Annotated in this window: 24 protein-coding genes and 1 pseudogene; 14 read left to right on the forward strand and 11 right to left on the reverse strand. The window is 57.4% G+C overall.

Translation table 11 applies throughout. The features are described from left to right. Nucleotides 1–10: 10 nt before the first annotated feature. From ccmI to AC2FFA_RS18780, 4 genes are read right to left on the reverse strand one after another with little or no spacing between them, the layout of a single operon-like run. A complete protein-coding gene (ccmI, locus tag AC2FFA_RS18765; protein WP_496852750.1) occupies nucleotides 11–1159 on the reverse strand; it encodes a c-type cytochrome biogenesis protein CcmI in 1149 nt (382 codons plus the stop codon). Further along, a complete protein-coding gene (locus AC2FFA_RS18770) occupies nucleotides 1156–1644 on the reverse strand; it encodes a cytochrome c-type biogenesis protein (RefSeq protein ID WP_496852751.1) in 489 nt (162 codons plus the stop codon). Before AC2FFA_RS18770 ends, ccmI begins: the two co-directional genes overlap by 4 nt. Further along, on the reverse strand, nucleotides 1641–2210 hold the full coding sequence (locus AC2FFA_RS18775) for a DsbE family thiol:disulfide interchange protein (RefSeq protein ID WP_496852752.1): 570 nt from the start codon (nucleotides 2208–2210) through the stop codon (nucleotides 1641–1643). Before AC2FFA_RS18775 ends, AC2FFA_RS18770 begins: the two co-directional genes overlap by 4 nt. A gap of 4 nt (nucleotides 2211–2214) precedes the next feature. Further along, nucleotides 2215–4209 carry a heme lyase CcmF/NrfE family subunit gene (locus AC2FFA_RS18780; protein WP_496852753.1) on the reverse strand — a complete coding sequence of 665 codons (1995 nt, stop codon included), beginning with the start codon at nucleotides 4207–4209 and terminating at the stop codon, nucleotides 2215–2217. A gap of 220 nt (nucleotides 4210–4429) precedes the next feature. Here AC2FFA_RS18780 and AC2FFA_RS18785 point away from each other — a divergent pair, with 220 nt between their 5' ends. Next, nucleotides 4430–5521, forward strand: a complete 1092-nt coding sequence (locus AC2FFA_RS18785; protein ID WP_496852754.1) for a transporter — start codon at nucleotides 4430–4432, stop codon at nucleotides 5519–5521. A gap of 10 nt (nucleotides 5522–5531) precedes the next feature. Here AC2FFA_RS18785 and AC2FFA_RS18790 read toward each other — a convergent pair whose 3' ends face one another. Further along, entirely contained in the window at nucleotides 5532–6191 is a 660-nt protein-coding gene (locus AC2FFA_RS18790; protein ID WP_496852755.1) for a hypothetical protein, read from the reverse strand. A 720-nt stretch (nucleotides 6192–6911) separates the two neighbouring features. On the opposite strand from AC2FFA_RS18790, the gene AC2FFA_RS18795 reads away from it, so the two are divergent. Together AC2FFA_RS18795 and AC2FFA_RS18800 are read left to right on the forward strand one after the other, a co-directional pair. Then, complete coding sequence (locus AC2FFA_RS18795; RefSeq protein WP_496852779.1) at nucleotides 6912–7352, forward strand: hypothetical protein; 441 nt, start codon at nucleotides 6912–6914, stop codon at nucleotides 7350–7352. Continuing rightward, nucleotides 7348–7464 (forward strand): annotated as a pseudogene (locus AC2FFA_RS18800) (L,D-transpeptidase family protein); the annotation flags it as partial. The gene AC2FFA_RS18795 and the pseudogene AC2FFA_RS18800, both read left to right, overlap by 5 nt. Nucleotides 7465–7641: 177 nt before the next feature. On the opposite strand, the gene AC2FFA_RS18805 reads toward AC2FFA_RS18800, so the two are convergent. Further along, nucleotides 7642–8259: a transglutaminase-like cysteine peptidase gene (locus AC2FFA_RS18805; protein ID WP_496852756.1), complete on the reverse strand. Its 618-nt coding sequence runs from the start codon at nucleotides 8257–8259 to the stop codon at nucleotides 7642–7644. 353 nt (nucleotides 8260–8612) lie between these two features. Then, nucleotides 8613–9065 carry a manganese-binding transcriptional regulator MntR gene (mntR, locus tag AC2FFA_RS18810; RefSeq protein WP_496852780.1) on the reverse strand — a complete coding sequence of 151 codons (453 nt, stop codon included), beginning with the start codon at nucleotides 9063–9065 and terminating at the stop codon, nucleotides 8613–8615. Nucleotides 9066–9182: 117 nt separating this feature from the next. On the opposite strand from mntR, the gene AC2FFA_RS18815 reads away from it, so the two are divergent. The 5 genes from AC2FFA_RS18815 to AC2FFA_RS18835 all read left to right on the forward strand — a co-directional run bounded on the left by AC2FFA_RS18815 (nucleotide 9183) and on the right by AC2FFA_RS18835 (nucleotide 14287). Then, nucleotides 9183–11036 carry a cytochrome c peroxidase gene (locus AC2FFA_RS18815; protein ID WP_496852757.1) on the forward strand — a complete coding sequence of 618 codons (1854 nt, stop codon included), beginning with the start codon at nucleotides 9183–9185 and terminating at the stop codon, nucleotides 11034–11036. Beyond that, nucleotides 11036–11896 (forward strand): phosphate/phosphite/phosphonate ABC transporter substrate-binding protein, encoded by an 861-nt coding sequence (locus AC2FFA_RS18820; RefSeq protein ID WP_496852758.1) that lies wholly within the window; start codon nucleotides 11036–11038, stop codon nucleotides 11894–11896. The genes AC2FFA_RS18815 and AC2FFA_RS18820 overlap by 1 nt, the downstream gene beginning before the upstream one ends. Then, nucleotides 11893–12663: a phosphonate ABC transporter ATP-binding protein gene (locus AC2FFA_RS18825; RefSeq protein WP_496852759.1), complete on the forward strand. Its 771-nt coding sequence runs from the start codon at nucleotides 11893–11895 to the stop codon at nucleotides 12661–12663. The genes AC2FFA_RS18820 and AC2FFA_RS18825 overlap by 4 nt, the downstream gene beginning before the upstream one ends. Continuing rightward, nucleotides 12663–13406, forward strand: coding sequence for a phosphonate ABC transporter, permease protein PhnE (gene phnE / locus AC2FFA_RS18830; protein ID WP_496852760.1), 744 nt, complete (start codon nucleotides 12663–12665; stop codon nucleotides 13404–13406). Before AC2FFA_RS18825 ends, phnE begins: the two co-directional genes overlap by 1 nt. Nucleotides 13407–13669: 263 nt before the next feature. Further along, the gene (locus AC2FFA_RS18835) at nucleotides 13670–14287 is read left to right on the forward strand and encodes a transglutaminase-like cysteine peptidase (protein WP_496852761.1); all 618 of its coding nucleotides are present in this window, start codon (nucleotides 13670–13672) and stop codon (nucleotides 14285–14287) included. A 150-nt stretch (nucleotides 14288–14437) separates the two neighbouring features. On the opposite strand, the gene AC2FFA_RS18840 is transcribed toward AC2FFA_RS18835, so the two are convergent. Both AC2FFA_RS18840 and AC2FFA_RS18845 read right to left on the reverse strand, forming a co-directional pair. After that, on the reverse strand, nucleotides 14438–15199 hold the full coding sequence (locus tag AC2FFA_RS18840; protein ID WP_496852762.1) for a transglutaminase-like domain-containing protein: 762 nt from the start codon (nucleotides 15197–15199) through the stop codon (nucleotides 14438–14440). Nucleotides 15200–15295: 96 nt separating this feature from the next. After that, nucleotides 15296–15724: a MerR family transcriptional regulator gene (locus AC2FFA_RS18845; RefSeq protein WP_496852763.1), complete on the reverse strand. Its 429-nt coding sequence runs from the start codon at nucleotides 15722–15724 to the stop codon at nucleotides 15296–15298. Nucleotides 15725–15905: 181 nt separating this feature from the next. Here AC2FFA_RS18845 and AC2FFA_RS18850 point away from each other — a divergent pair, with 181 nt between their 5' ends. Genes AC2FFA_RS18850 through AC2FFA_RS18875 form a run of 6 tightly spaced genes read left to right on the forward strand, consistent with a single transcriptional unit; the run spans nucleotide 15906 to nucleotide 20064 of the window. After that, nucleotides 15906–16505, forward strand: coding sequence for an SCO family protein (locus tag AC2FFA_RS18850; RefSeq protein WP_496852764.1), 600 nt, complete (start codon nucleotides 15906–15908; stop codon nucleotides 16503–16505). 5 nt (nucleotides 16506–16510) lie between these two features. Next, a complete protein-coding gene (locus AC2FFA_RS18855) occupies nucleotides 16511–16933 on the forward strand; it encodes a disulfide bond formation protein B (RefSeq protein ID WP_496852765.1) in 423 nt (140 codons plus the stop codon). Further along, entirely contained in the window at nucleotides 16930–17589 is a 660-nt protein-coding gene (locus tag AC2FFA_RS18860) for a DsbA family protein (protein WP_496852766.1), read from the forward strand. Before AC2FFA_RS18855 ends, AC2FFA_RS18860 begins: the two co-directional genes overlap by 4 nt. A 20-nt stretch (nucleotides 17590–17609) precedes the next feature. After that, nucleotides 17610–18089, forward strand: coding sequence for a copper chaperone PCu(A)C (locus AC2FFA_RS18865; protein WP_496852767.1), 480 nt, complete (start codon nucleotides 17610–17612; stop codon nucleotides 18087–18089). Then, nucleotides 18089–18715: an SCO family protein gene (locus AC2FFA_RS18870; RefSeq protein ID WP_496852768.1), complete on the forward strand. Its 627-nt coding sequence runs from the start codon at nucleotides 18089–18091 to the stop codon at nucleotides 18713–18715. Before AC2FFA_RS18865 ends, AC2FFA_RS18870 begins: the two co-directional genes overlap by 1 nt. Further along, the gene (locus AC2FFA_RS18875; RefSeq protein ID WP_496852769.1) at nucleotides 18712–20064 is read left to right on the forward strand and encodes a peptidoglycan DD-metalloendopeptidase family protein; all 1353 of its coding nucleotides are present in this window, start codon (nucleotides 18712–18714) and stop codon (nucleotides 20062–20064) included. The genes AC2FFA_RS18870 and AC2FFA_RS18875 overlap by 4 nt, the downstream gene beginning before the upstream one ends. Before the next feature lie 420 nt (nucleotides 20065–20484). Here the strand turns inward: AC2FFA_RS18875 and AC2FFA_RS18880 are convergent, their stop codons facing one another. Next, the gene (locus AC2FFA_RS18880; protein ID WP_496727244.1) at nucleotides 20485–20994 is read right to left on the reverse strand and encodes a L,D-transpeptidase family protein; all 510 of its coding nucleotides are present in this window, start codon (nucleotides 20992–20994) and stop codon (nucleotides 20485–20487) included. A gap of 65 nt (nucleotides 20995–21059) precedes the next feature. Further along, nucleotides 21060–23408, reverse strand: coding sequence for a heavy metal translocating P-type ATPase (locus AC2FFA_RS18885; RefSeq protein ID WP_496727243.1), 2349 nt, complete (start codon nucleotides 23406–23408; stop codon nucleotides 21060–21062). Nucleotides 23409–23553 lie beyond the last annotated feature (145 nt).

A 23553-nucleotide genomic window follows, 5' to 3' on the forward strand; every position in this document is an offset into this window, starting at 1 on the left:
CTGCAAGCGATCAGGCCCCCAACTCTGCAAGCGACCGGGCGATCTCCGCCTTGCGTGGGTCGGTCTGCGACAGGTTTTCGGCAAGCTTCTGCGCCTTGCCATACGCATTACGTGCGTTCTCATTCTCGCCCAGGACAGCATAGGCGTTGCCCAGCCGCATCCAGCCGTCCAGATCGCTTGGGTTTTCCTTCATCCGATTCGCCAACCTTTCGACCATCGAGCGGATGAAGACCTGCCGATCTTCGTCGGACATCTCCTCGGCCGTCGCCACCTGATCGGCAGTTGGGCCGGGCATGGAAGGGGCAAAAGCCGCCAGATCCACCGGCGCCCGTCCGATCGACGGGGCGATGCGTTTAAGCTGGGCCACAAAACTCTCCATCCATGGCCGGAACTCCTCTTCGGCGTCGATCCGCGTCTTCAGTAGATCATAGGCCTTATCAGGCGATCCAGCCTGCTCCAGACCAACGGCTTTGTAGAATGTCGCTGCTGGGTTCGATGGGTCCAGTTCCAAGGCTCGTTCAAACGCCCGATCGGCCTTGGGCGTAACGACACCGTCATCGGCATAGACCAACGCCTCGCCATATTGCGACACCAGTGCTGAATTCGCATTGGGTCGGTCCAGCAACCCCTCGAACGCGTCTGCGGCATCTCCAAAGCGTCCCATACGCATATAGGTCTGAGCCAACAACACCCATCCCTCGGTTGGCCCGCCGGTTTCATCCGCCTCGAGCCGCGACTTCAGGCGCACGGCAAGGTCGGCGATTTCACGGGCTTCGGCCTGCTCCCCCTCGCGTTGGGCAAATGGCTGGCTGGGGATGTCGGGACTACCCAATTGCCAATAAAGTCCCGCTCCGAGCGCTGGAACAGCGAGCGCGGCAAGTAGAATCATTGAGCGCCCGGAATGGCCCATCATCGCTTTGTCGTCCGATTGCCGGTCAATCGCCTTCAGGCGACGTTCTATCTCGGTTCTGGCAGCCTTGGCCTCTTCGGTCGAGATAATCCCTCGTTCCAGGTCCTTCTCCACTTCACCGATCTGGTCGGAAAAGATGGCAGAGGCGCTTTCGCGTCTTGACAAGTCCGAGGTCTTGCGCCCCATACCGGAGAGGGCGAGCGTCAGAAACACCGCCACGGCCATGAATGAAAAGATAATCCAGATCATGCGTGCGGCTCCGTGAGTGAATGGTCTTCGGGATTCCGTTCTTCGCTCGCGCCGTGTTCCGCTTTTTGTATTCGCGAATTTCTGTATCGGCGGGCATTCTGGGTCAAAACCGCTGTAGTCGCGATGCCGCCCAGCCCCAGGATGACGATAGGCGCAACCCACAGAATGTAAGTTGATGGCTTCCATGGCGGGTTGAACAGAACATAGTCTCCATAACGCGCAACCAGAAAATCCATAACCTGCTGGTCCGTGTCTCCTGCCACCAGCCGTTCGCGCACAAGCAGGCGAAGGTCACGCGCAACACCAGCGTTGGAACTGTCGATGTCTTGGTTCTGGCACACCACACAGCGCACTTGTTTCGAAATCACTCGTGCTCGCTGCTCCAGAACCGGGTCTGCAAGTAACTCGTCAGGCTCAACCGCGAATGCTGGCTGCGATACCAGCGCCGCCAGAATGACTAAAGTGATCACAAAGCGACCTATCATGACGCCTGTCCTCCGCTCGCTCGCGCCTGATCCAGCGCGGTGCGCATCCTTGAAATTGCCTCGTCGCCCAGCACCGGGCCAACAAAACGGAATACGACCTTACCCGCACCATCAATCACAAAGGTCTCAGGCACGCCGGAAATCCCCCATTCAATCCCGGCACGACCGTCTAGGTCGGAACCGATGCGCTCATAAGGGTTGCCCAGATCGTCAAGCCATTTCCGTGCGTCCTTCGGCTTGTCCTTGTAGTTGATACCCATCAGGCGAATGCCCTCATCGCGCACCATGCGCGTCAGCACTGCATGTTCGGCCCGGCAGGGCACGCACCAGGACGCAAACACGTTGACCACGATCGGAGCCGATCCGTCATTTTTCACCAGATCGGTGCTGGACAGCCCATCGGTATCCAGCCCATCAACCGGCGGCAGGTCGAACCCAGGCACTGGCTGCGAGATCAAAACTGACGGGATTTCGTTCGGGTCGCGATCGGGGTTCAGTCCCCATAGCAGGAAGGCGCCCAGGATGCCGGCAATCGTAATTGGAAACAGTGCAAATAGACGTTTCATTGCCCTACTCCGCCGCTACCGGAATGGAGCCCGGCCCGGTCCGTTTCCGTGGTGCACCGACGCGTAGACGCCGATCAGTGAGAGACAAGACCCCACCCAATGCCAACAAACCTGAACCGATCCAGATCCAGACCACCAATGGCTCATACAAGATACGTAGGGTCCATTTGCTCTGTTCCGATTCCGCCGCCGGTTCCGATATTGAGGCGTAAAGGTCCCCTGCCAACGTGGTGCGAATTGCCGACTCCGTCGTGCTGGTGCCCGCGACGAGATAGGCCCTGCGCTCGGGCTTAAGCGTGGTGACATAAGCGCCATTGCGAAACACCGTCAGGGTGGCCATGCGAGACACGTAGTTTGGTCCGCGAAGCTGCTCTACACCGTCAAAACGCACGTCGAACCCGGCAATCTCGAAATGTGTTCCGGGTTCGGCAAAGGTCACAACCTCAGACTTCCACGCGCTGGACCCGATGAATCCGATCATGCAGACCGCCAGCCCCGCATGGGCTACGACCATGCCGTAATGCGAACGCGGTAAGTTGCGAGCACGACGCAGGGACTCGGCCAGCGGTGCCTCACCCAGCTTAATTCGGCTGGCCCATTCTGTCAGCACAGCACCCAGCAGCCAAACCGCAAGGCCGATGGACAGAACCGCAAGGGCAGGTCCGCCGGTATCCAAATACCACACAACCAACGCCGCAAGCAGGCTAAGTCCAGCTACCCACTTCAGACGGTGCAGCACACCGCGCAAATCCGCCCGCTTCCACGACAATAGCGGCCCAATCCCCATCACAACGACCAAAACCAGCATGATCGGAACGAAACTGGCATTGAAATAGGGTGGTCCAACCGAAATCTTTTCGCCTGTAACGGCTTCAAGCAACAACGGGTAAAGCGTGCCGAATAAAACAGTCGCCGTTGCGGTTGCCAGCAGCAGATTGTTAATAAGCAAACCTGCCTCGCGGCTGATCGGGGCGAAAAGACCGCCGCCCTCCATTTCAGGCGCGCGAATGGCGAAAAGTGTCAGAGAACCACCGATCGCGACGGCCAGCAGCCCCAAGATGTAAATGCCGCGTTCGGGATCGACCGAAAACGCGTGGACCGATGTAAGCAAGCCTGAACGGACAATAAATGTCCCCAATAAGGACAACGAGAAGGTCAGCACGGCCAGCAGGATCGTCCAGCTTTTGAAACTGCCGCGCTTTTCGGTCACGACGGCCGAATGGAACAGTGCTGTGCCAGCCAGCCAAGGCATAAACGAGACATTTTCGACCGGATCCCAAAACCACCAGCCGCCCCAACCCAGCTCGTAATAGGCCCACCAGCTGCCCAGCACGATACCCAGTGTCAGGAACACCCAGGCCGCCAGTGTCCAAGGCCGCACCCACCGCGCCCATGCAGGATCGACCCGCCCCTCAATCAGGGCTGCCACGGCGAAGGAAAAGACGATCGAGAAGCCGACGTAACCCAGGTATAAAAACGGCGGATGCATAGCCAGACCCACATCCTGCAACAGTGGATTCAGATCCTGACCGTCCAGCGGCGCTGGAAACACCCGGTCGAACGGGTTTGACGTGAACAGCATAAAGGACAAAAAACCCGCGCTGATCCACGCTTGCACCGCCAAGGTGCGCGCTTTGAGTTTCAGTGGGATGTTCCGAGCCAACAGAGATACGCCCAGCCCGAAAACCACCAGTATCAGAATCCACAACAGCAGCGAACCTTCGTGGCTGCCCCAGGTTGCCGCCACCTTGAAAAGCATCGGTTTCAGCGAATGAGAATTGCTGGCCACATTTAGCACGGTGAAATCGCTGACCACGAACGACCACATCAAGGCGCCGAAGGCGATGGCGACCAGCGCGGTAAGCATGATTGAGGTCGCAGTTGCCGATCGCATCCATATGACATTATTCCGTGCTGCTCCAATCAAGGGCAATACGCTTTGCACCAAAGACACGGCCAATGCGAGTGCCAGGGCAAACTGCCCAATTTCCGGTATCATTCCAAAGCCTCCGGGTTTCCGGTTTTGCGGCCTTGTCCGACAATCCAGCGCTGGAGGGTCAAGCGCAGTATTGCCGCACCCACCCGGACGATCGCGATTTTGTTCGGCGGTCTTGACCTTCCAGCGCTGGAGACCCCCAGCATCCGACCACACAGATGGACGTACCGAACAAGCTGCTTTCAATGTGCGGGATTAGAAAACGAACGAAAATGAGGGCATCATGACACGGAACAACCCCGAGATTTTGTGCGGGTGGCAGCACATCCAGGCCGTAATACTGGCCGGGGGGCTGAGCCTGGCCTCCACCGCCATGGCCCACACGGATACGCCACCGGCTGACAACGTGGCAATGAACCCGCAAGCCTCCGGCAACATGTCCGCAATGATGCGCCCCGATGCGATGCCGCCCACGGGTGTCGTCGGCGGCATGCACCCGCCCGAGGGTGTTTTGATGCCGGTGTTCTCGTACATGAACATGGAGATGGACGGTAACCGCACCGGAACGCGGTCGCTGCCTACTTCGGGCGTGCTGGCGCAGTATCCGATCGCGCCGCTCAGCATGAGCATGAACATGGCGATGGTCGGTCTGATGTACGGTGTTACCGACGACATCTCGGTGATGGCGATGCTGCCCTATGCCCACAAGACGATGAAGCACCAGACCCGCTTGGGCCAGACATTCAAGACCAGGGCACAGGGGTTCGGTGATCTTAAGATCATCGGTGGATATGACATCTACAAATCCGACGGGCAGGTGCTGGAACTGTCTCTTGGCCTAAGTCTTCCGACGGGCTCGATAGATGAGACCGACACCACGCCGGCCGGGCCGGACCAGCTGCTGCCCTATCCCATGCAACTGGGGTCTGGCACCTACGACCTGCTGCCGGGCGTCACCTACACGAGCCAGAACGCGGATTGGTCGTGGGGCGGTCAGTTGGGTGCCATGATCCGGATGGGTGAGAACGATGCGGGTTATACCTTGGGCAATGTCTATTCGGCAACGGTCTGGGCTGCACGGCGCTGGAATGACCGGTTCAGCTCCTCGTTGCGATTGGTCGGCGACATCGTCGAAAATATTGACGGCGTTGACGGGCGCCTGAATCCAGACATGGTGCCCACCGCCGACCCGACTCTGCGCGGCGGCCAGTTTCTCAGCATCGGCATCGGAGTGAATTACCTTGTGCCGAGGTCGGGGGCTTTGGCGGGCACACGCCTGGGCATCGAGGGCGTGATCCCAGTGTATCAAGATTTGGATGGACCTCAGCTTGAACGCGAATACGCGGTCTCATTCGAGATCCGCAAGGCGTTCTGACCGTTCAGCCCTAAACCGACTGTAACCGGATAATCAGCGCCGCCGCGGCGGTCAGAACAACCACTGACACCGCAATCAGTAGCAGAGCTAAAATCACAGGTCCGCCCCGCCCGGGTACGCGGCGTGCCAGTTGGGCCGGAAATCCCGTACCATGGGTGATTTGGCTTTGCACGATTGATAGGTACAGCGGCAGCGCACCGACCAGCGTGGCGTACAGATAAACGCCCGAGATGTTCTCGAAATACGCGGAGCGCACCAGCGTTGGCCCAACCACCCGCAACGCCACTGCGCGGTCACCACCAAAAGATCCGAACCAATCGGCCGATAACGCGTAAATCAGCGCATGCAGCACGATGAACAGGACAGCCCGAAGTTGCAAATCGATCAACAGATACCGGACCGGGATGGCCCCCTTGCCCCGCGCCCTTACCCCGACGGCAAAAAGAAAAAAGCTGAGATAGTTCACAGCGAACACGACAGGCAGCCCGTTCGTCACCACCTGGCGCAGAAACCGGCCCAACGCGGAACCGCCGTTCAGAAGGTGCGTCGCAAAGCCCGGCGTACGCAGAACGAAGGCCAGCAACAATGGGGCCAACGCAAGACAGCTAACAATCAGTGTGTTCCGTGCAAACCGCCAAAACGGCATGTCGATCGCAAAATATCTCTCCATTGCCTACACCTTGCCAGCCATACCCTAATCCACACTCTATCATGGCGTTCCGACCAGCATTTAACTGCACATTGCACGAAGGTCCATTCATGGATTGATGGTTGGAAATCAGTGGTGTTAGGCGTCTCAAGAATTCGAAAAATTATGTACCTGATTTTGTTGCAGTCGCTATCTCACTATTGAGGATATCCGACAAGGGGTGTCGATTACTGCCGCGAAAAGGGTCCTTTTCGCCCCACCATAATGGGACCGGTCGTTCGTTGCGAGCGCTCTAGACAATCGAGGTCGCAAACAAACCTGCCACTAAAACTGCAGTTGACGATGTCTGCTATGACCTTCCACATCCCGCAGAAAGCGCGACCTTCCCGGATATGAGTTTCGAACCTCAGCGCGCTTGGAAAAGTGTTTAAACGGTCGGGCAGTCGGACACGCCGCTCTGACTGCACCCAGTCACCATCCTGGCTAGAGCTTTTCCCAGCTTCCTCAGCCCTTTGATCTTTTCACGAACAGAAGCCAAATGCCCGATGGTCAAGCCATGCACCTCTCCGCAGTAAAATCTGTGAATCCCGGAGACAAATTGGACCACAGAAACGGTCGGATAATCCGGTCATAGCGGAGTAAAATTCCGCCACTTTACGCCCGAGGCAACGAGCGACGGGCGGGGAGATGTATTCTGTGGGACTTAACAATCGGGTGCGCCGTGCGTGCCATGTTGAGGGTATGAGCAGGCAGGAGGCTGCGCGGATCTTTGGGATTGACCGCAAGACGGTATCGAAGACTTTGCAGCACTCGGTGCCGCCGGTGTATCGGCGCAGCAAAACACCATCACGTCCGAAGTTGGATGCCTTTTCCGGGATCATCGACCAGATCCTTGAAGATGACAAAAGCAAGCTGAAGAAGCAGCGCCATATCGCCAAACGCATTAATGCCCGGCTGCGTGATGAGCATGGGTTCACTGGCGGGATTACCATTGTCACCGATTATGTCCGGGAGAAGAAACGCCGCACCAAAGAGGTCTTCGTGCCGCTGAGCCACGCACCGGGGCATGGGCGGGTGGATTTTGGCGAGACGCTTGTTGTGATCTGCGGGATCGAATGCAAGTTGCACTACTTTGTGATGGCACTGCCGCACTCTGATGCGATCTTTATCAAGGCCTATTGACCCTATGAACAAGCGAGATTGGACTGCGGGATGCATCTCTGTCACTGATCGGCAGGTCGAAGAGGTCTATGCGATGGTACGAGACGGAACGCCCGTCCACATTTATGCCTAACTGCCTATCGATCAGGCCAGAGTTTATCAGTTTCCCAAAAGCCGACTTTGTGCCGTCGTCTAGACCGCGCTGCTATCGTGCTCCTGTATCTGCTTGTGAGCTCGAACTAAGCAGATCCGAATGAATGCTTGGAGCGGCGTTTATCAACGGGATTTGACTATACGCATGACTTCAAGACTAAGTCGGAAACATTCCGCCGCGCATCACCAGCGTCCAGCCAGTTGGAGTGCTTGGGTCTTGCATACGGATAAATGATATTCCTGTCTTATTCCACTTCTTCATCTTATCGGTCAAATTGTCGAGAACATAATCGCCGTTACTTGTGCGAATGACCAAGACCGCGTGCGAGTTCCTTTTTCGGTCGAAACCGGTAGCTAGTAGTAATATTGATGGGGCGACCCCATGGCGGATTAATTCACGTTTTTTGGCCAAAGCGAAGTCTTCGCAATCACCGCCCCGACCGGTAGGTAAAGCCCACTCTTCGTCCCGTCCGTACTGTTTTCGGTCTGATATCTCACGAAAAGATCGATTTACCAATAAGTTCACTTTTGAGGCTAACTTTAGTATCTCATTTGCTTCATTGACTGTTGCGGTCCGCGATCGGTCACAGGCCCATTGGTAGCGTTGACATAGTCCAACGGCACCTTTCGGAGCCGGCACTGCTTTGACCGAGTGCAGCAAGCTTGACGCACCGGCAGGCGCAGGAGAAAATAACGACATTCCAGCAGCTACCGTTACGCAAAGCGCAACTTTTGCTGTTGTCAAAAACACCCATTGAGTAATGTTTCCAGTCATTTTGTTTTCCTTGGGTTGAGCGCTTTTTCAACGGTCGGAAATTTGCGACCGTCTAATTGGAAAACTAAGGCGCAGCGAACGTTTGCGAGACCAACACATGGCAAGAAATTGGGGCTTTTCGTGGATAGGGTGTAGGCCAATTAGAGGTAAGAAAGTGGCAACAGTAGTGAATTTTAATCTTCCGCAGCTCTCAAGTACAAAGAAACCGTGAGCAAGTTTAATTGGGAATTCGGTTGCCCCAGTGTTGGCTAGCATGCCTCACAGGCAACAGACTTCCCAGTCACTGCGGCGCGCGCCTCACTCACGGCCGATCTTTAACAGTTCTTACCGCTCAGAGATTATCCGCGTCGATTTCAGAATGGCTTTGACTTGCGCTCCGTGAAATCACTGAACACACCGAGGGTTTCCTCGCTGACATGATGTTCGATACCCTCGGCATCATGCTCGGCAACCTCCGGTGAAACGCCCAAGGCAACCAGGAAATCCACAACGATCCGATGACGTTTCCGGCACGCCTCAGCCAATTGGCGTCCCGTTTCCGTAAGACGGAGCGAGCGGTAAGGTTCATGCTCGATCAACCCTTCGCGTTTTAGCCGGGCCAGGTTCTTTGAAACAGTGGGTTGGGTCACACCAAGGCGTTCGGCAATTTCCACCGGTCGCGCTGCGCCCCTCTCGTGGATCAGTTCAGCAATAAGCTCCACATAATCCTCAACCATTTCGCTTTGATGTGCCGTGCGAACCGCTTCGAATCCACTGGCCTGACTGTCAATCTTGCGGTCGGCGTCCTGTGGAGTGCTGTCGGTCATTTGGCTCACGATTACGTCATTGGGCTGCCTTTACTTGTATGCATTGCATCGCGCGGCTTGACAACGGTCTGCCGGTCACGAATAAGTTAGACAGGGCTAATAATTGTAGAAGCGGCTATGAAGAATCTAATTGCATCCACGTTCCTCGGTTTTCTGCCTGTCATGGCAGGCGCCACAGCAATCGAAGAGGCACCGTGGGCACCGCGGGCAGCTGCATACCGATTGACATTGTTCATGGGAAACCTGAGCCCGGTTCCGTGGGACAAGATCGAACAAAGCTGGATGTCGCCGCCCCTTGGCAGTGATCTGCAGATTGATGCGATTTCGCGCGTTTCCGACGTCGAGGCACAAGCGATCAGCCGCGCACTGGAATCCGAAAGCCGCCAAGCACTGTTCGAGGCCAGCACTGCAGCCGTCGCAAGTGGAATCCTGCGGCATCTGGATGCGGCCAAGGCGGCGCTTGGCCAGCCCGAAGCCGCATTGGAGGTGTCTCAGGCTGCCGCCCTGTTTCGCGCTTTTGAGGACGGCATCAAGGCTGCCGATGCACAAGCCGCGCGTGATCTGGGGCGGGCCTGGCTGGTTCTGAACTCTTCCCTTGGTAGCGCGGGCGTATTGGGTAACGGTGCGCGGAATGTTGATGCCGATAGATTTGCCGAGGCGCACAGTGTTGTAGCTGGCTATATCCGGGCAAATTACCTTCCATCGGAGTTTGCAGAGCGAAACACGCTAACGCCAATCCCCGAAACAGTGGTTCGCAGCGGAACGCCAGTCACGCTTCCGGCCACCCTTCCGCCCGGATCAAACATCGCTGATCAGCGCCAACTGCCCCGGTTGGTGCTGCAATTCGAAGAAGCTGGCGAGGACGAAGCCAACTTGCCGCTGGTGGCTTTTGGCGACATGCTGTTCGACAGCCCTGAGATTTTTGGCGGCCCCGCGCGCGAGCTGGGGATTGCCTGTTCCACCTGCCACAACCGGTCGGATGTGAATCGCGATTTCTTCATTCCCGGCCTGTCCTCTCATGCCGGCGGCATGGATGTGGACGGATCATTCTTCAATCCGATGTTCAATGACCGAACGGACGATCATCTGGACACGCCGTCGATGCGCGGTATCCGGTTCACGGCACCTTATGGCCGGGACGGGCGCGAACCCAGCCTGCGCCGGTTCATCCGAAATGTGATCGTGACAGAATTTGCCGGAAAGGAACCGACACCCTTCCAATTGGATGCGCTGGAGGCTTACGTCAAACAGTTCGACTTTTTGCCCAACCCTAAGATTGACCGGGCAGGCAGGTTGACCGATCTGGCATCCGATGCGGCCAAACGCGGAGAGGTATTGTTCAACACCGAGTTTGCCGGTCTGGACGACAAGTCCTGCGCATCATGTCATACGCCGAACCGCCAATTCCGCGACGGGGTGACCTATGATATCGGCAGCGCCGAGCCTCCGTTCCCGGGCGGTACACCAACCGCGTTCGAAACACCGACGCTGCGCAACGTCAATTTCACCGCGCCTTACATGCACGACGGATCATTGCCAACGCTGGCCAGCGTAGTGGATTGGTTCAACGACACCAAGGAACTAGGGTTGGATGAGGCTCAACGCGCCGATCTGACCGCTTACGTCGAGGCTGTGGGCGATGGCGAAGAGCCGTATCAGGTGTTCGATGGTCGTGACAGCGTATTCCGCCTGTCGTGGGAAGAGCTAACTACCTTCGCAAGCACGTTGGACACCCTGTTGCCGATGCAGGATTCCGAAAACATCGCGCTGCTTATCGACACGGTCGCCCCCGATCTGGCGGCGGATGCCAGTGTCATGGTCAATCAGAGTTCCAAGCCGGAAATCTATGAGTTCTCCAACATTCTGCGAGCGGTCGGCGATGCCAGCGCCAGCGGTAACTGGGGCGAGGCAAACCGCCAATGGGAATTGTTCAAGGTTATGCAGGTCGAAATCGACGAGAGGATGTTCTGATGGTGTCGCGTCGCAACTTTCTGGCCGCTACCGCCACCATGATCGCCATGCCCGCGTTGGCGGCGGCCAATCAGGGTCTGAAACTGGCTTTCATCCCACAGGAGAACCCTGAGAAGCTGCTGGGGGATATCAAGGTCATCACCAAATGGTTGACGGATCAGATGGGCGTCCCGGTCACCGGGTTTGTCACTTTCGACCATGCCGCTGCCGTCGAGGCCCTGCGCAATGGCGATGCCGACATCTCTTTCATGGGGGCGCTGCCATTTGTCCTGGCCGAGGATCAGATCGGCGCCGTGCCGCTACTGTCTGAGGTCTATCGCGGACAGCCCAGCTATTCTGGCCGCGTCTTCGTGCGTCGCGACAGCGGGATCGAAACCTTGGCCGACCTTGAGGGGCGCGACATTGCCTTTTCCGATCCGGTGTCGGAATCCGGCTACATTTATCCGCTCGATCTGTTCGTGCGTGCCGGGCTGTTTACCGGCACGGGTGATGCGGACAGCTTTTTCGGTCAGAAATTTTTTGCAGGCGGTTATCAGCAGGCGATGCAGGCCATGGCCAATGGGCTGGTCGATGCGGCAGGAGCCACTCAATACGCTGATCTCTACTTGACCCCGGATCAGCAGGCCGAGGTCAAAGTGCTGGCTGAATCCGAACAGATCCCCAGCCATGCGGTCATCGCCCGCCCTGACCTTGACGCAGGATTGCAGGCGAAATTCGTGGACACCATGCTGCGTCTCAACGAGGCTGAGAACCGGTATCTGTTGGCCTATCTCTTTGGCCCGGATGGTTATGTTCTTGCCGACCCGACCGTGTATGACGGCGTGCGCGAGACCGCGCGGCGCTATGGGTTTCTGAAATGACCGCCGTCATCGCACTCGACGCGGTGTCGCACTGCTTCGGCGGTGCAGCGGCGTTGACCAACCTGTCGCTTTCCGTGCAACCGGGTGAAAGCGTTGCGTTGCTCGGGCCATCTGGTGCGGGGAAGTCCACGATGCTGGCGCTGCTGGATGGTCGGCTGCGCGGTTGGCAGGGCCAGGCCAGTGTGCTGGGCAATCAGCTGTCAGCAACAAGGTCTCCGGCGCGTGAGATCCGTGCCGACATTGGTTTCATATTCCAGGAATTCGCGCTGGTCGACAGGCTGAGCGTCTATCAGAACGTAATGAACGGGCGGTTGGGCCGGATGAAAAGCTGGCCTGCGCTTTGGGGCCGCTTTAGCGAGCAGGACCATATATGCGTCACCCGGGCGCTTCAGGATACTGGCCTGTCCGATCTGGCGCATCGACGTGCAGATCGGTTGTCGGGAGGTCAAAGGCAGCGCGTGGCGATTGCCCGCTGTCTGGCGCAAGACCCCGAACTGATCCTGGCGGATGAACCGGTCAGCAATCTGGACCCCGCCCATGCCGAGCGCATCCTGGGCCTGATCACCGGCGCAGCGCGCAGTCGCGGGATCGGCGTCATGTTCAGCTCGCACCAGCCTGATTTATCGCGCCGGTTTGCTGACCGCATTCTGGGCCTTCGTGACGGTGAGATCCTGTTCGACAAACGGTCTGGTCAGGTGACAAGCGAAGATATCGACGGGCTGTATCACGGTATCAGCGCCGCAGCAGGGTTGCGTGTGGTCAGCTGATGGGCCGATCTGTCATTTGGGGTGCTTTGGCGGTTGCTATCCTTTGGTCTCTGACCAGTGCCGATATGGGGCTTGAAAAGCTACCCGGTGCAGGATCGCGCCTGGCTGAGTTTCTGGGGCGCATGATCCCACCCGACCTCTCGATCTGGCCCGAGGTGCTGAGAGGTCTGGCAGAAACACTGCGGATCGCCATCCTGGGCACTCTCTTTGCCGTGATCCTGTCCACCGGGCTGGCCGTTCTGGCCGCCGAAACGCTGGTGCCTCCGGCCATCTGGCGTCCGGTGCGTGGCTTGCTTGCAGTGATCCGTTCGATACCGCTTATCCTTGTTGCGATGCTGATGGTTGGTGCGGTGGGGCTTGGGCCCTTGCCCGGCATACTGGCCATCACCTTTCACGCCACAGGCATGTTGGCCAAGTTCTATTCCGAGGCCATCGACAATGTCGCCGCCGCGCCAGTGGCCGCGCTGGAAAGCGCGGGTGCCAGCCGAACGCAGCAACTACGTTGGGCGATCTGGCCGCAAATGGCACCGGTGATCATGCGTGACACCGTGTTCCGGTTCGAGCTGAACCTGCGTGAAAGCCTGATCCTCGGCATCGTCGGTGCGGGTGGCATCGGCCTCTATGTCCAGACTTACGTGCGTTCGTTTCAATATGACAAAGCCGCAACCGTCACGTTGGCCATCGTTGGACTGGTGCTACTATCCGAGGCCCTGAACACCGCCTTGCAAAAGCGGTTTAGCTAGCGTTCCCGACTTAAGCGACGGTTCGGTTTTCTCTGATGTCCAGTTAACTTGCACAAATCCAACCTGACGGCACCAGTCAAAAGGCAGTTCAAACACACTGAAAATAGGCGAAAAACACGGAGAACGGTAACCCGGAAACAAGATTTGCAGCATGATTCCGCTACCATTAAGCCGATCTAAAGTACAAGCCTGATTATTTTAGAGACTGGTGCTACTGATACTCAGAGAACTAGGGACCTTTTTCCAAACGAACGGAGTATACGATGGTCAATTGTATCGCGAAGCGGGCTTTTTGTTATGCCGGTCAGTTCGTATTAAGTCTTGTGACCATTGCTGGAATTGCGATTGCCGTTCCGTCGTCGACTTTTGCAAATACCCTTCTACACGAAATCAAAGCGGTCCCCGCCCCGACAGGGGCCAGGGAACTTTGCCAAAGCTATCCGTGGGCCTGCGACCGATCCACCACTACCAGTGTCTTGGACACCGCCACCCAACTCAGGTTAGCGGCTGAAGTTAATCGCGAGATAAATCGGAAAGTACGCGTGGTTTCAGATCAAAACCAATACGGTCGCAAAGAAGTCTGGACGTTACCAACGGCTCGCGGCGGTGATTGCGAGGATTTCGCACTTCTGAAGAAAAAGGAACTAATTCGCATTGGTCTTGCCCCATCCAGACTGTCAATCGCAACCGCACTAGATAGGCGGCGGAACTCGCACGCCGTTTTGATCATCCGAACAAAGAGTGGGGACTATGTGCTCGACAATCTGACAAATCAGATGAAACCATGGCAAGACACCGGATATTCGTTTCTTCGTATGCAAGATCCCAACACGCCGTCTGGTTGGACAAGGGTCATGAGGGGCGGTGTCTTTCCACCTTAGACCCTCTCACAGAAACATTTTTGCCTATTGCTGCTACGTCAACAATTTCGGAGTTGGCGCGACGGTCAAAAACCGTTGACCCACACCGCGACTGGAATCTGTTGGTCTCCGCATTCCGGAGGCAAGTGGGTATTGCTGTGACCCTGGCGATCATGTGGCATCGTGTCTTTCTCCGTGCGAATGTGTTGCCGCAATTCGGGCTATCAATTTCCCGGACCGGAGGGCCCGAACGCGCGCATTCATCCAATGTCGGATCACAAAACGGTATAGCCAGCCTTGCACACGACCGAATTCCTGCGCGTGATCGGAATAAAAGGCATCGGGCGTATCAAAGACGCCGAAATCCTGCACGATGCCGGCTTTTTGAATGTAAGTGTCGTCACCTTTCCAATCGACCAGGGGCGCACTCAGGCATTCGGTACCCGCCCCATAGCCACACAAGCTTTCGGTCCTGGCAAAGGTCTGCTGCAGTACGCGCAGAAATATCTCGTCCAGAATGAACCCTTCGAGGTTCAACCATGACTCGTCGGCCTCAACTTCGATCCAGGAATGCACGATTTCTTGTGGAACCAGTGGGTAGACAAGCTCAGGCACGATACCACGCTGCAGTTGCTTGTGGATTGTAAAACCGTGCAAGCGGCATCGGATACCCACCCCGCGCAAAAGCGCCATCAATAGCGTACCCTTGGTGTTGCATTGCCCATACCCATCGGCCAGTACATCCGAGGCGGGGATGTCATCGGCGTGGTTGTAGCCGAAAGCGATCTCATTTCGCACGAAGTCATAAATCGCGCCGATGCGATCTGTTTGCGGTAGGTCGCGCCAGCGACGATTGGCGATGAGCGCGGCAATGGGCCCAACTTCAAAATCCAGTAGCGGCGTGGCCGTAAGAAGCGGATCGTTGGCAGCCATAATATCTCTCCACGAATCGTTTGAGAGATGTTTAATTGCTCCAGTCACTGTAGGTTCAAGAAGTCTTTCTTACGGTCTCGAGTTCGTCTTTCGACGTCAGGCGTCGATTTCTTCGTGGTTGGTCAGGCATTCGGAATGATCGCGTAATACTTCGAGAACACGGCATTCAGATGTGTTGCCGCCGCTGCATTCGTGCACCATGCGTTGAAGTTCGGTACGCAGTGCTTCGAGGCGGGCCATTCTTTGCTCGACCTGTTTGAGTTGCCGACGCGCGATGGAGTCTGCCTCTGCGCAAGAGCAATCCGGATTGTCACTCAGATCAAGGAGTTCACGGATCGCCTCCAGCGGAAATCCCAACTGGCGCGCATGTCGAATAAAGGACAGGCGGTCGACTTCGGCATCGCCATAGCGCCGCTGCCCCCCTTCTGTTCGGCCAGGCTCCGGCATCAACCCGATCTGCTCGTAGTAGCGAACCGTCTGGACCTTTGTTCCAGTTTTTTTTCCAAGGGTACCGATTGTAAGCACATGTGTCTCCATTCAAAGATACAGTGACTGTAGTTTTGAATGCGGCGACCGACAAGTGAAACGGCATAAATTCGCCGAACCCGTGACACCCCGCCGCAGATACCAAAACTGCCTTGAACCTCTAGCAGCTAGAGCATGTACATGCGCATCCAGATATAAGAATCAAAGCAGGCAATTCGCGTTGAAACTGACAAAGTTCCAAAAATTCCTATGGGCTGTAGCAGGAGTCGCCACGGCCTCGTTTGTCTATCTGATGCTTTGGTCAGATTACAGCGCCAGCCAAAACCAAACCAGCGCCGCAGCTTTTAGCGCCAGGTTCGACTTGACCGATCATTCGGGCGTCACACGATCCGAAAACGACTATGCCGGGCGTTGGATGCTGGTGTTTTTTGGCTTCACAAACTGCCCGGATGTCTGCCCGACGACCCTGTCCGAGGTCGCGGCCGTCATGGACGGTCTGGGAAACAAAGCGGAAGAGGTCCAACCTATCTTCATCTCCATCGACCCCGAGCGGGATACGCCTTCGGTCCTGGCCGAATATGTGCCGCTCTTTGATGCAGGCATTGTTGGCCTGACCGGCACGCCTGAGCAAATCGAGCAAACCTTCGAGTCTTTTCCGATCTTTTACGAACGGGTCGAGGAGGCCTCGGCACCCGATGGGTACACAATGGGGCACACGTCGCATCTGTTCCTGTTCGACACACAGGCAGATTTTGCCGAGTCCTGGTCTTACGGCACGCCCGCCGAAGACATTCTGGCGGATCTAAAACAGAGAATCTGACGACAATGACCCGATTGACCAAAGAAACCGCTCTCGGACTGGCCTGGATGCTGGCGCTGTTGTCATCGCTTGCCGTTTTGTTCATCGGCGAGGTGCTGGGACAAACGCCTTGCCTGCTCTGCTGGTTCCAGCGCGCCTTCATGTTCCCATTGGCCATCATTCTTGGGCTCGGCCTGTGGTGGCAAGACTGGCGCGTCGGTCGATACGGGGTCGCGCTGGCGATTGGCGGCGCGGGCGTGGCCTTGTGGCACATGGGCCTTTACGTCGGTCTGATCCCTGAAAAAATACAGCCCTGCACCGCAACGGGACCCTCCTGTACGGATGCGAACCAATTGGTCTTTGGCATCCCAATCCCGCTGATGGCGCTCGTTGCGTTTGCACTTATCGGCGTGCTGTCCGCCCTTTCACTCAAGGAGATACAAGAATGAACAGACGTGGTTTGATCCTGTCCGTTCTCGCGCTCGGAGCTGTCGGTTTCGGCGGCGGTGCGTGGTACGTGAACCGTTCAAAATCAGCAGGCGTTGCCGATCCGGTTGCGCCTGGCATCGCTGAAACGCTCATCCGACCCTATTCTCCGGTCCTTGGCCCGGAAGACGCACCCGTCACCATTGTCGAGTTTTTCGATCCGGCCTGCGAAGCTTGTCGCGCATTTCATCCGATCGTGAAAGACATCATGGCACAACACGGCGACGCCGTGCGCGTCGTTATTCGTTACACCCCGTTCCATGGCGAAGCGTCAGAAGAAGCGATCCGCGTACTGGAAACCGCGCGGATGCAGGACGTTTTCGAGCCGGTGATGGAAGCCGTACTGAGAGAACAACCCAGATGGGCCGCGCATGGCGCACCCGAACCGGGTTTGATCCTGCAGATTGCAGCATCGGCGGGTCTTGATGTCGAGGCGGCAAAGACGCAGATGCGCGCGCCTCAGACAACGGGGCTACTTAATCAGGAACGTGCGGACGTTGCGGCTGTTGGCATACAGCAAACTCCCACTTTCTTCGTCAATGGCAAGCCACTCGATCCATTTGGTGAGGCCGAGTTGAGGCGTCTGGTCGCGGCAGAAGTAGCAGCGGCGCAAAGTTAATCACGCATGTGAGCAAAATCATGAAATTCCAACCAAAGAAGACCGCACTGGCAAGTGCCTTTGCCGCTTTTGCCCTGAGCATCGGTCTTTCAGCGCCCGTTCTGGCAGGGGCCGACGAAATTGTTGTTGAAGACGCCTGGTCTCGCGCATCGATCGGAACCAACCGCCCGGGTGCGGCCTATATGACGATCCGCAACACCGGCGACGAGGCAGTCACGGTGACCGGCATCCGCACAGACCTAGCAGAGATGCCGGAAATTCATCAGACTTCGACCAATGAACAAGGGGTCAGCTCTATGGCGCCAGCCGGGAATATCGAGATCGCCCCAGGTGCCTCGGTGGCACTGGAGCCCGGCGGATTGCACGCCATGCTGATGCGGCTCCAACGGCCGATGACCAAAGGCGAGAGCTTTGCATTGACACTGATCTTTGCCGATGGCGAAGAGATGTCGGTCGAAGTGCCGATTTATGGAATAGCGGCGCGAGGGCCAGAAAACTGATGCAGCGCAGACGTCTGTTGCAGATGGGTGCGGCTGGTATTGGCGTGCTGGGTCTTACGCTTGTTGCGGGTTGGTGGCAGGTAGACGGCCCCGGTGCACCCGACCCTGATCCGCTGCGGCCGCTTTCCTTGTCGGCCATGGATTTCCGTATGACCGACCACGAAGGCAACACGGTAAACACGCGAACGCTTACCGGTCGCGCAAGCATGGTGTTTTTCGGCTTTACCTATTGCCCTGACGTCTGCCCGACCACGCTGTCTGATATCTCGGACTGGCTTGACGGGATGGGGGATGATGCCGAGCAGCTGAACGTCGTGTTCATCACCGTCGATCCCGCACGCGACACCATCGACGCCATGGCCGATTACGTCAGCTATTTCCACCCTGCCATTCGCGGATGGGTCGGTCTACCTGAACAAATCGCCAAAGCCGCCGAAGACTTCCGAGCGACATACGAGAAGGTCCCGACAAATGATGGTGATTACACGATGAACCACACCGCCAGCGTTTTCCTTTTCGGCACTGACGGCCAGTTCGCCAGCACCATCGACTACCACGAGAAAAGGGATTTCGCGGTCCCCAAAATTCGCCGCGCAATGAAAAGAGGAACGGAAGAAACGTCATGAAAGCAAAACATTTGGCAGCTGCTGCCGTTGGTGTTTCGTTGGCAGTCGCTGCGGTCTTTGCTCTTACTCCAAAAGAACCTGCGACGCGGGCTCCTGTAGCAGCAAGTTTTCAGCCCCCGGAATACCCCGAGCTACCGCAAATTGACGCGACGCCTACGATGGACGTGGCGGCCGGCCGTCTCGAGTCCTGGCCAGATATGAAACCACCTGTTGTCCCCGCAGTCGCATCAGCTGATGACCCCTTGCCGGCCATTGATCCACCTTTGAAAACCTGGTCACGCGAGATTGAGTCCGGTGAAACCCTTGATGCAGTTCTTGCCGAGGCCGGACTTGATGCGACTGACCGCGCCGAGATCGCACTGGCGCTGGGAGCAGAATTTGACTTGCGTCGTCTGCGCCCGGGTCATTCGATCGCGCTTACCCAAACGCCCGATGGCCGCCCGCTGCGCATAACACTTGCGGTTGATGACGGTGTCCGCGTCGAGGCAGTCTTTGGCCAATCTCTGGCCACACGGGTTGTGACCCCTGAGCCTGACACCGTAACGATTGCCGGAAAGACGATCATCGAAAGTTCGATTGCAGCAGCACTGGATGATGCAAACCTGCCTGCGCGATTTGCGGTGGATCTGGCACAGATGCTGAGCGGTACGGTCGATTTCAGGCGCGAGCTCAGCGGCGGCGAAACGCTTCGCCTGCTCTGGCGCGAAAACCGTTTGGATGACCAGAGGATCGGCCAGCCGGACCTTGCCTTTGCGGCGCTGGAGATGGGTGAGACGCTCTACGAAGTGGTCTGGCCGGATGACAGCAGCGGACGCGCCACAATCTATGTTGATGGCGAGTTGCTTCGTGTGTTTGCACAACCTGTCGAAGGTGCACGTCTGAGCTCGGTGTTTGGCCGGCGCAAACATCCGATCTACGGCAACGTGCGGATGCATACCGGCGTCGATTTCGCCGCCGCGCGCGGCACCCCTGTGCACGCAACAGCGCCTGGACGGGTGTCCTATGTCGGGTGGCGCGGGGGATATGGCCGCGTGGTGGAAATCGCGCACGGGTCGGACACGGTCACACGCTACACTCATCTCAGCTCGGTCACCGATGACCTGTCAAAAGGTCAACGCATAAAGGCTGGCGAAGTGATCGGACGCGTGGGATCGTCTGGAACTGCGACCGGGCCCAACATGCATTATGAGGTGCTGGTCGACGGACGACCAACCGATCCGCTTGCAGATGACCGCCTCGCTGAAATCACAGGTGACAAATCTGCGGACACTGCCGCTCTGGAACGGCTGACCGTCGCACGAGCCCAGCTTGAGGAGCATCTTTCGGAACGGGTTACGGACAGGCTCTGATCCATTCGACGTCCCGCTCGGCAACACACCTCAAGTAACTTACCTTGCTATGTGTTGATGACGGCCCCGATCTTAATTCAGAACACGAAAACCGAGGAAACGAGGATTAGATATGATTGCAATTGCGGGCGCCTTGGGTGGTGCAATTTGGGGCGGCTTACTGGCCAAACGGAGAAACGGAAACCGTGTTGACATACTTCAATACGCAACAGGATACGGAATCGCATTTGGCCTGCTTGCTTTTATCGCTTCGGTTGCCATTTTGCGTCTGGTTTCCTAATGCAACTCTTGCTGATGCGGCGGGAAGGAACGTCCCTTCACGAAAACGCTTCGAAGTGTAATGGCCTTTGCGATTCACATCGTTGCCAGTATCTGGTGAAGCCCTATTTTGTTGAAGTCTTTTGAGAGTTCACGCCTCTGTCAGGCAAGAATGTAGATGGGCGTTCCGTCGGGCACCATTGCGTAGACCTCTTCGATCTGGCGGTCTGTGACAGAGATGCACCCGGCGGTCCAGTCTCGCTTACCCATCGGATCAACGCCTCGTCGCGGGCCACCATGAATGAAGATGTCACCTCCTGGCGACTTACCCTGCGCCTCAGCGAAAGCGCGGTCTGCTTCATTCGGGTATGAGATACCAATGGACAAATGGAAAAGGCTGTCCGGATTTCGCCGGTCGATGACATAAGCGCCTTCAGGTGTTCGCCCGTCGCCTTCGAACTGCTTGTGTCCATTTGGCGCGAAGCCAAGGTCGACCGGATAGGTGCGCAACACTCCTTCTGCTCCATCCAGAACCAGCAATCGCTCCGACTTGTACAGGCGAAGCCGTGTGACTTCTGGCCCTGTGTAGGAGCGGAACTTGTTCGCGCATCCCGACAGGAAAGCGGTCACGCCGCCCAAAAGGAAAAATCGTCTTGGAAATTTGCCAACCATCACTGCTCTATGCCTCTTTTTAGAGGTCTCCTATGTGGATCTGATACCACGAGGTCAGAATCCGATCAATGTCCATGCGCCACAGCGCGCTCCGCCAGAGGTTCGCTGACCCTTTGTCCTCCACGCGGCCCAGCCTTGTCTTCCTCTGCTCTCAGCAGGCGTAGTGCATTGGCCACAACCAGCAGTGAAACACCGACATCTGCTGCGATGGCACCCCACATTGAAGCCATACCTACACTCGTGAGGCCCACGAACACAGCCTTCGTCGCAAGCGAGAAACCGATGTTCTGACGGATGATCGACATGGTCCGGCGCGAATGTCCGATGAGCCACGGCACCTTGCCGATATCATCCGTCATCAGCGCGATATCCGCCGTTTCGATCGCCGCGTCCGAGCCGACCGCCCCCATGGCGATGGCATAATGCGACCGCGCCATGGCCGGCGCGTCGTTCACGCCGTCGCCGATCATGGCCACAATCTCGTGACGCTCGGCCAGTTCCTCGATTGCCGTCACCTTGTCGTCGGGCAACAGTTCGGCGCGCACCTCGTCGATGCCAACCTCGGCGGCCACAGCCCGCGCTGTGCGCTCGTTGTCGCCTGTCAGCATGACAATCGTTTTCACGCCCTGCGCGTGCAGCTTTGCCACAACATGTTTGGCGTCAGGCCGAATACGATCGCGCACTTCTAGAACACCCGTGACCCCGGTCTCGTCACCGACAACCACAAGCGTACTGCCCGCGCCTTCGATCTGGTTACGCAGACCGGTCGGGATGGCATCACCAAATCCCTTCTCGGTGGCAAAACGATCCGAGCCCAGCCAGACCGAGCGGCCCCCGGCACGGCCTTCCAGACCCCGGCCCGGCACTGTGCGGGTATCTTCCGCGGCAGAAGCCGTAATGTCCTCGGCCTCGGCCCGTGTCAGGATGGCACGCGCCAGCGGGTGCGAGGATCGCACTTCAAGGCTGGCGGCACTTGCCAGCAACTCGTGCTTGGACGTGCCGCCCAACGGGTGGACAAGCGCCACCTCCGGCTCGCCCATGGTGATCGTTCCGGTCTTGTCCATGGCCAGCGCCGTGGTGCGGCCTGGGGCCTCGATGTAGGCACCGCCCTTGATCAGCACTCCGGCCCGCGCCGATGCGGTCAGTGCCGCGACGATGGAAACCGGCGTTGAGATCACCAGCGCGCAGGGGCAGGCAATGACCAGAAGAACCAGCGCGTTATAGATCCAGAATCCCCAAGGTGCACCAAAGGCAAGCGGCGGAATAAGAGCGATGGCAACCGCGACGATCATCACGATCGGCGTATAGATACGGGCGAATTTGGTCACCCATTGTTCAACCGGCGCACGCCGGGCATGGGCATCACCGACCATGCGGATGATCTTGGCCAGAACAGTGTCCGACGCCGCCTTTGAGGCGCGCACCATAAGGGTCCCTTCGCCGTTGATAGTACCGGCATAGACTTCGTCGCCCTGTTCCTTGGGCATCAGGGCGCTTTCACCGGTGATCGGTGCCTGATCGACGGCGCCAGCACCGTCTATGACCTCTCCGTCCAGCGGAATGCGGTCGCCCCCGCGCACGATGAAACTGTCGCCGACAACCACTTCGGCCGCCGGAACCACCTCTTCCCGACCGTCCGGTCGCAGCACCAGCGCCGTCGGTGGTGCAAGATCAAGCAGCGCCGAGACAGCATTACGCGCGCGCCCGACACTCCAGCTTTCCAGATAGAGAGAGAGCGAAAAGAAGAAGGCAACGGTTGCGGCCTCGAAAAACTCGCCCAAACCGATTGCGCCGCAGACGGCAACAACCATCAGCAGGTTCATGTCAGGCGAAAGCCGCCGTGCCGAGGACCAGGCCTTGGGGGCCACCAGCCAGACGCCAAACAGGATTGCAACGGCGAACAACGCCGCCTCAGGCAAGGGCATCTGCACGTCGCCATGTCCTGAAAACAAACCGAGCGCACCACCCATTCCGGTTTCGACCAGATGCCACAGGAAACCAGCCGCCCAGAACCCACCACTGAGCATGGTGAAACGTCGCTGCCGCGCGATATGCGCCGCCTGATCTTCGGCGGCATTCTCATCGTCCCAGGGCTTGGCACTCATCCCGGTGCTGGCGACCAACTGCTTGATCTCGTCATCAGAGATTTTTTCCGCAGTTTCAAGTAACGTCATCCGTCCGTTGATCACATCAAACGCGATATGGTCTGTTCCACCGACCTTCGGTCCGACGACCCTGTTCAGGATCGCCACCTCTTCGGCGCAGTCGAGACCCGAGACCTGAAAGCTTCGGCCATTGACGGGAGCTGGCACGGACGGCGCCACATCTGCGCTGGCTCCGCCACCACAGCAATGTTGGCCTTGTTTGGCATCATGATCACGATTGCGATCGTGGCAATGGCTGTCGGACGGCATGAAAATACCTCAAGATTTTCCGTGGTCAGAAACAGATAGTCCCTACAGCAACTAGAGCTTCAAGGCCCAATTTTCGATAATTTCCAAAATGTGTGCTGTCTTGCAGAACATGCGATGTCATTGCAGCTTGCGGGCCATCAACGCC

The sequence above is a fragment of the Ruegeria sp. YTSB088 genome (assembly GCF_059609825.1).

What these genes read in the sequence shown, in the direction of transcription:
- ccmI (WP_496852750.1), bottom strand. Translation starts at nt 1,159, where the DNA reads ATGATCTGGATTATCTTTTCATTCATGGCCGTGGCGGTGTTTCTGACG.
- AC2FFA_RS18770 (WP_496852751.1), bottom strand. Translation starts at nt 1,644, where the DNA reads ATGATAGGTCGCTTTGTGATCACTTTAGTCATTCTGGCGGCGCTGGTA.
- AC2FFA_RS18775 (WP_496852752.1), bottom strand. Translation starts at nt 2,210, where the DNA reads ATGAAACGTCTATTTGCACTGTTTCCAATTACGATTGCCGGCATCCTG.
- AC2FFA_RS18780 (WP_496852753.1), bottom strand. Translation starts at nt 4,209, where the DNA reads ATGATACCGGAAATTGGGCAGTTTGCCCTGGCACTCGCATTGGCCGTG.
- AC2FFA_RS18785 (WP_496852754.1), top strand. Translation starts at nt 4,430, where the DNA reads ATGACACGGAACAACCCCGAGATTTTGTGCGGGTGGCAGCACATCCAG.
- AC2FFA_RS18790 (WP_496852755.1), bottom strand. Translation starts at nt 6,191, where the DNA reads ATGGAGAGATATTTTGCGATCGACATGCCGTTTTGGCGGTTTGCACGG.
- AC2FFA_RS18795 (WP_496852779.1), top strand. Translation starts at nt 6,912, where the DNA reads ATGAGCAGGCAGGAGGCTGCGCGGATCTTTGGGATTGACCGCAAGACG.
- AC2FFA_RS18805 (WP_496852756.1), bottom strand. Translation starts at nt 8,259, where the DNA reads ATGACTGGAAACATTACTCAATGGGTGTTTTTGACAACAGCAAAAGTT.
- mntR (WP_496852780.1), bottom strand. Translation starts at nt 9,065, where the DNA reads ATGACCGACAGCACTCCACAGGACGCCGACCGCAAGATTGACAGTCAG.
- AC2FFA_RS18815 (WP_496852757.1), top strand. Translation starts at nt 9,183, where the DNA reads ATGAAGAATCTAATTGCATCCACGTTCCTCGGTTTTCTGCCTGTCATG.
- AC2FFA_RS18820 (WP_496852758.1), top strand. Translation starts at nt 11,036, where the DNA reads ATGGTGTCGCGTCGCAACTTTCTGGCCGCTACCGCCACCATGATCGCC.
- AC2FFA_RS18825 (WP_496852759.1), top strand. Translation starts at nt 11,893, where the DNA reads ATGACCGCCGTCATCGCACTCGACGCGGTGTCGCACTGCTTCGGCGGT.
- phnE (WP_496852760.1), top strand. Translation starts at nt 12,663, where the DNA reads ATGGGCCGATCTGTCATTTGGGGTGCTTTGGCGGTTGCTATCCTTTGG.
- AC2FFA_RS18835 (WP_496852761.1), top strand. Translation starts at nt 13,670, where the DNA reads ATGGTCAATTGTATCGCGAAGCGGGCTTTTTGTTATGCCGGTCAGTTC.
- AC2FFA_RS18840 (WP_496852762.1), bottom strand. Translation starts at nt 15,199, where the DNA reads ATGGCTGCCAACGATCCGCTTCTTACGGCCACGCCGCTACTGGATTTT.
- AC2FFA_RS18855 (WP_496852765.1), top strand. Translation starts at nt 16,511, where the DNA reads ATGACCCGATTGACCAAAGAAACCGCTCTCGGACTGGCCTGGATGCTG.
- AC2FFA_RS18860 (WP_496852766.1), top strand. Translation starts at nt 16,930, where the DNA reads ATGAACAGACGTGGTTTGATCCTGTCCGTTCTCGCGCTCGGAGCTGTC.
- AC2FFA_RS18865 (WP_496852767.1), top strand. Translation starts at nt 17,610, where the DNA reads ATGAAATTCCAACCAAAGAAGACCGCACTGGCAAGTGCCTTTGCCGCT.
- AC2FFA_RS18870 (WP_496852768.1), top strand. Translation starts at nt 18,089, where the DNA reads ATGCAGCGCAGACGTCTGTTGCAGATGGGTGCGGCTGGTATTGGCGTG.
- AC2FFA_RS18875 (WP_496852769.1), top strand. Translation starts at nt 18,712, where the DNA reads ATGAAAGCAAAACATTTGGCAGCTGCTGCCGTTGGTGTTTCGTTGGCA.
- AC2FFA_RS18880 (WP_496727244.1), bottom strand. Translation starts at nt 20,994, where the DNA reads ATGGTTGGCAAATTTCCAAGACGATTTTTCCTTTTGGGCGGCGTGACC.
- AC2FFA_RS18885 (WP_496727243.1), bottom strand. Translation starts at nt 23,408, where the DNA reads ATGCCGTCCGACAGCCATTGCCACGATCGCAATCGTGATCATGATGCC.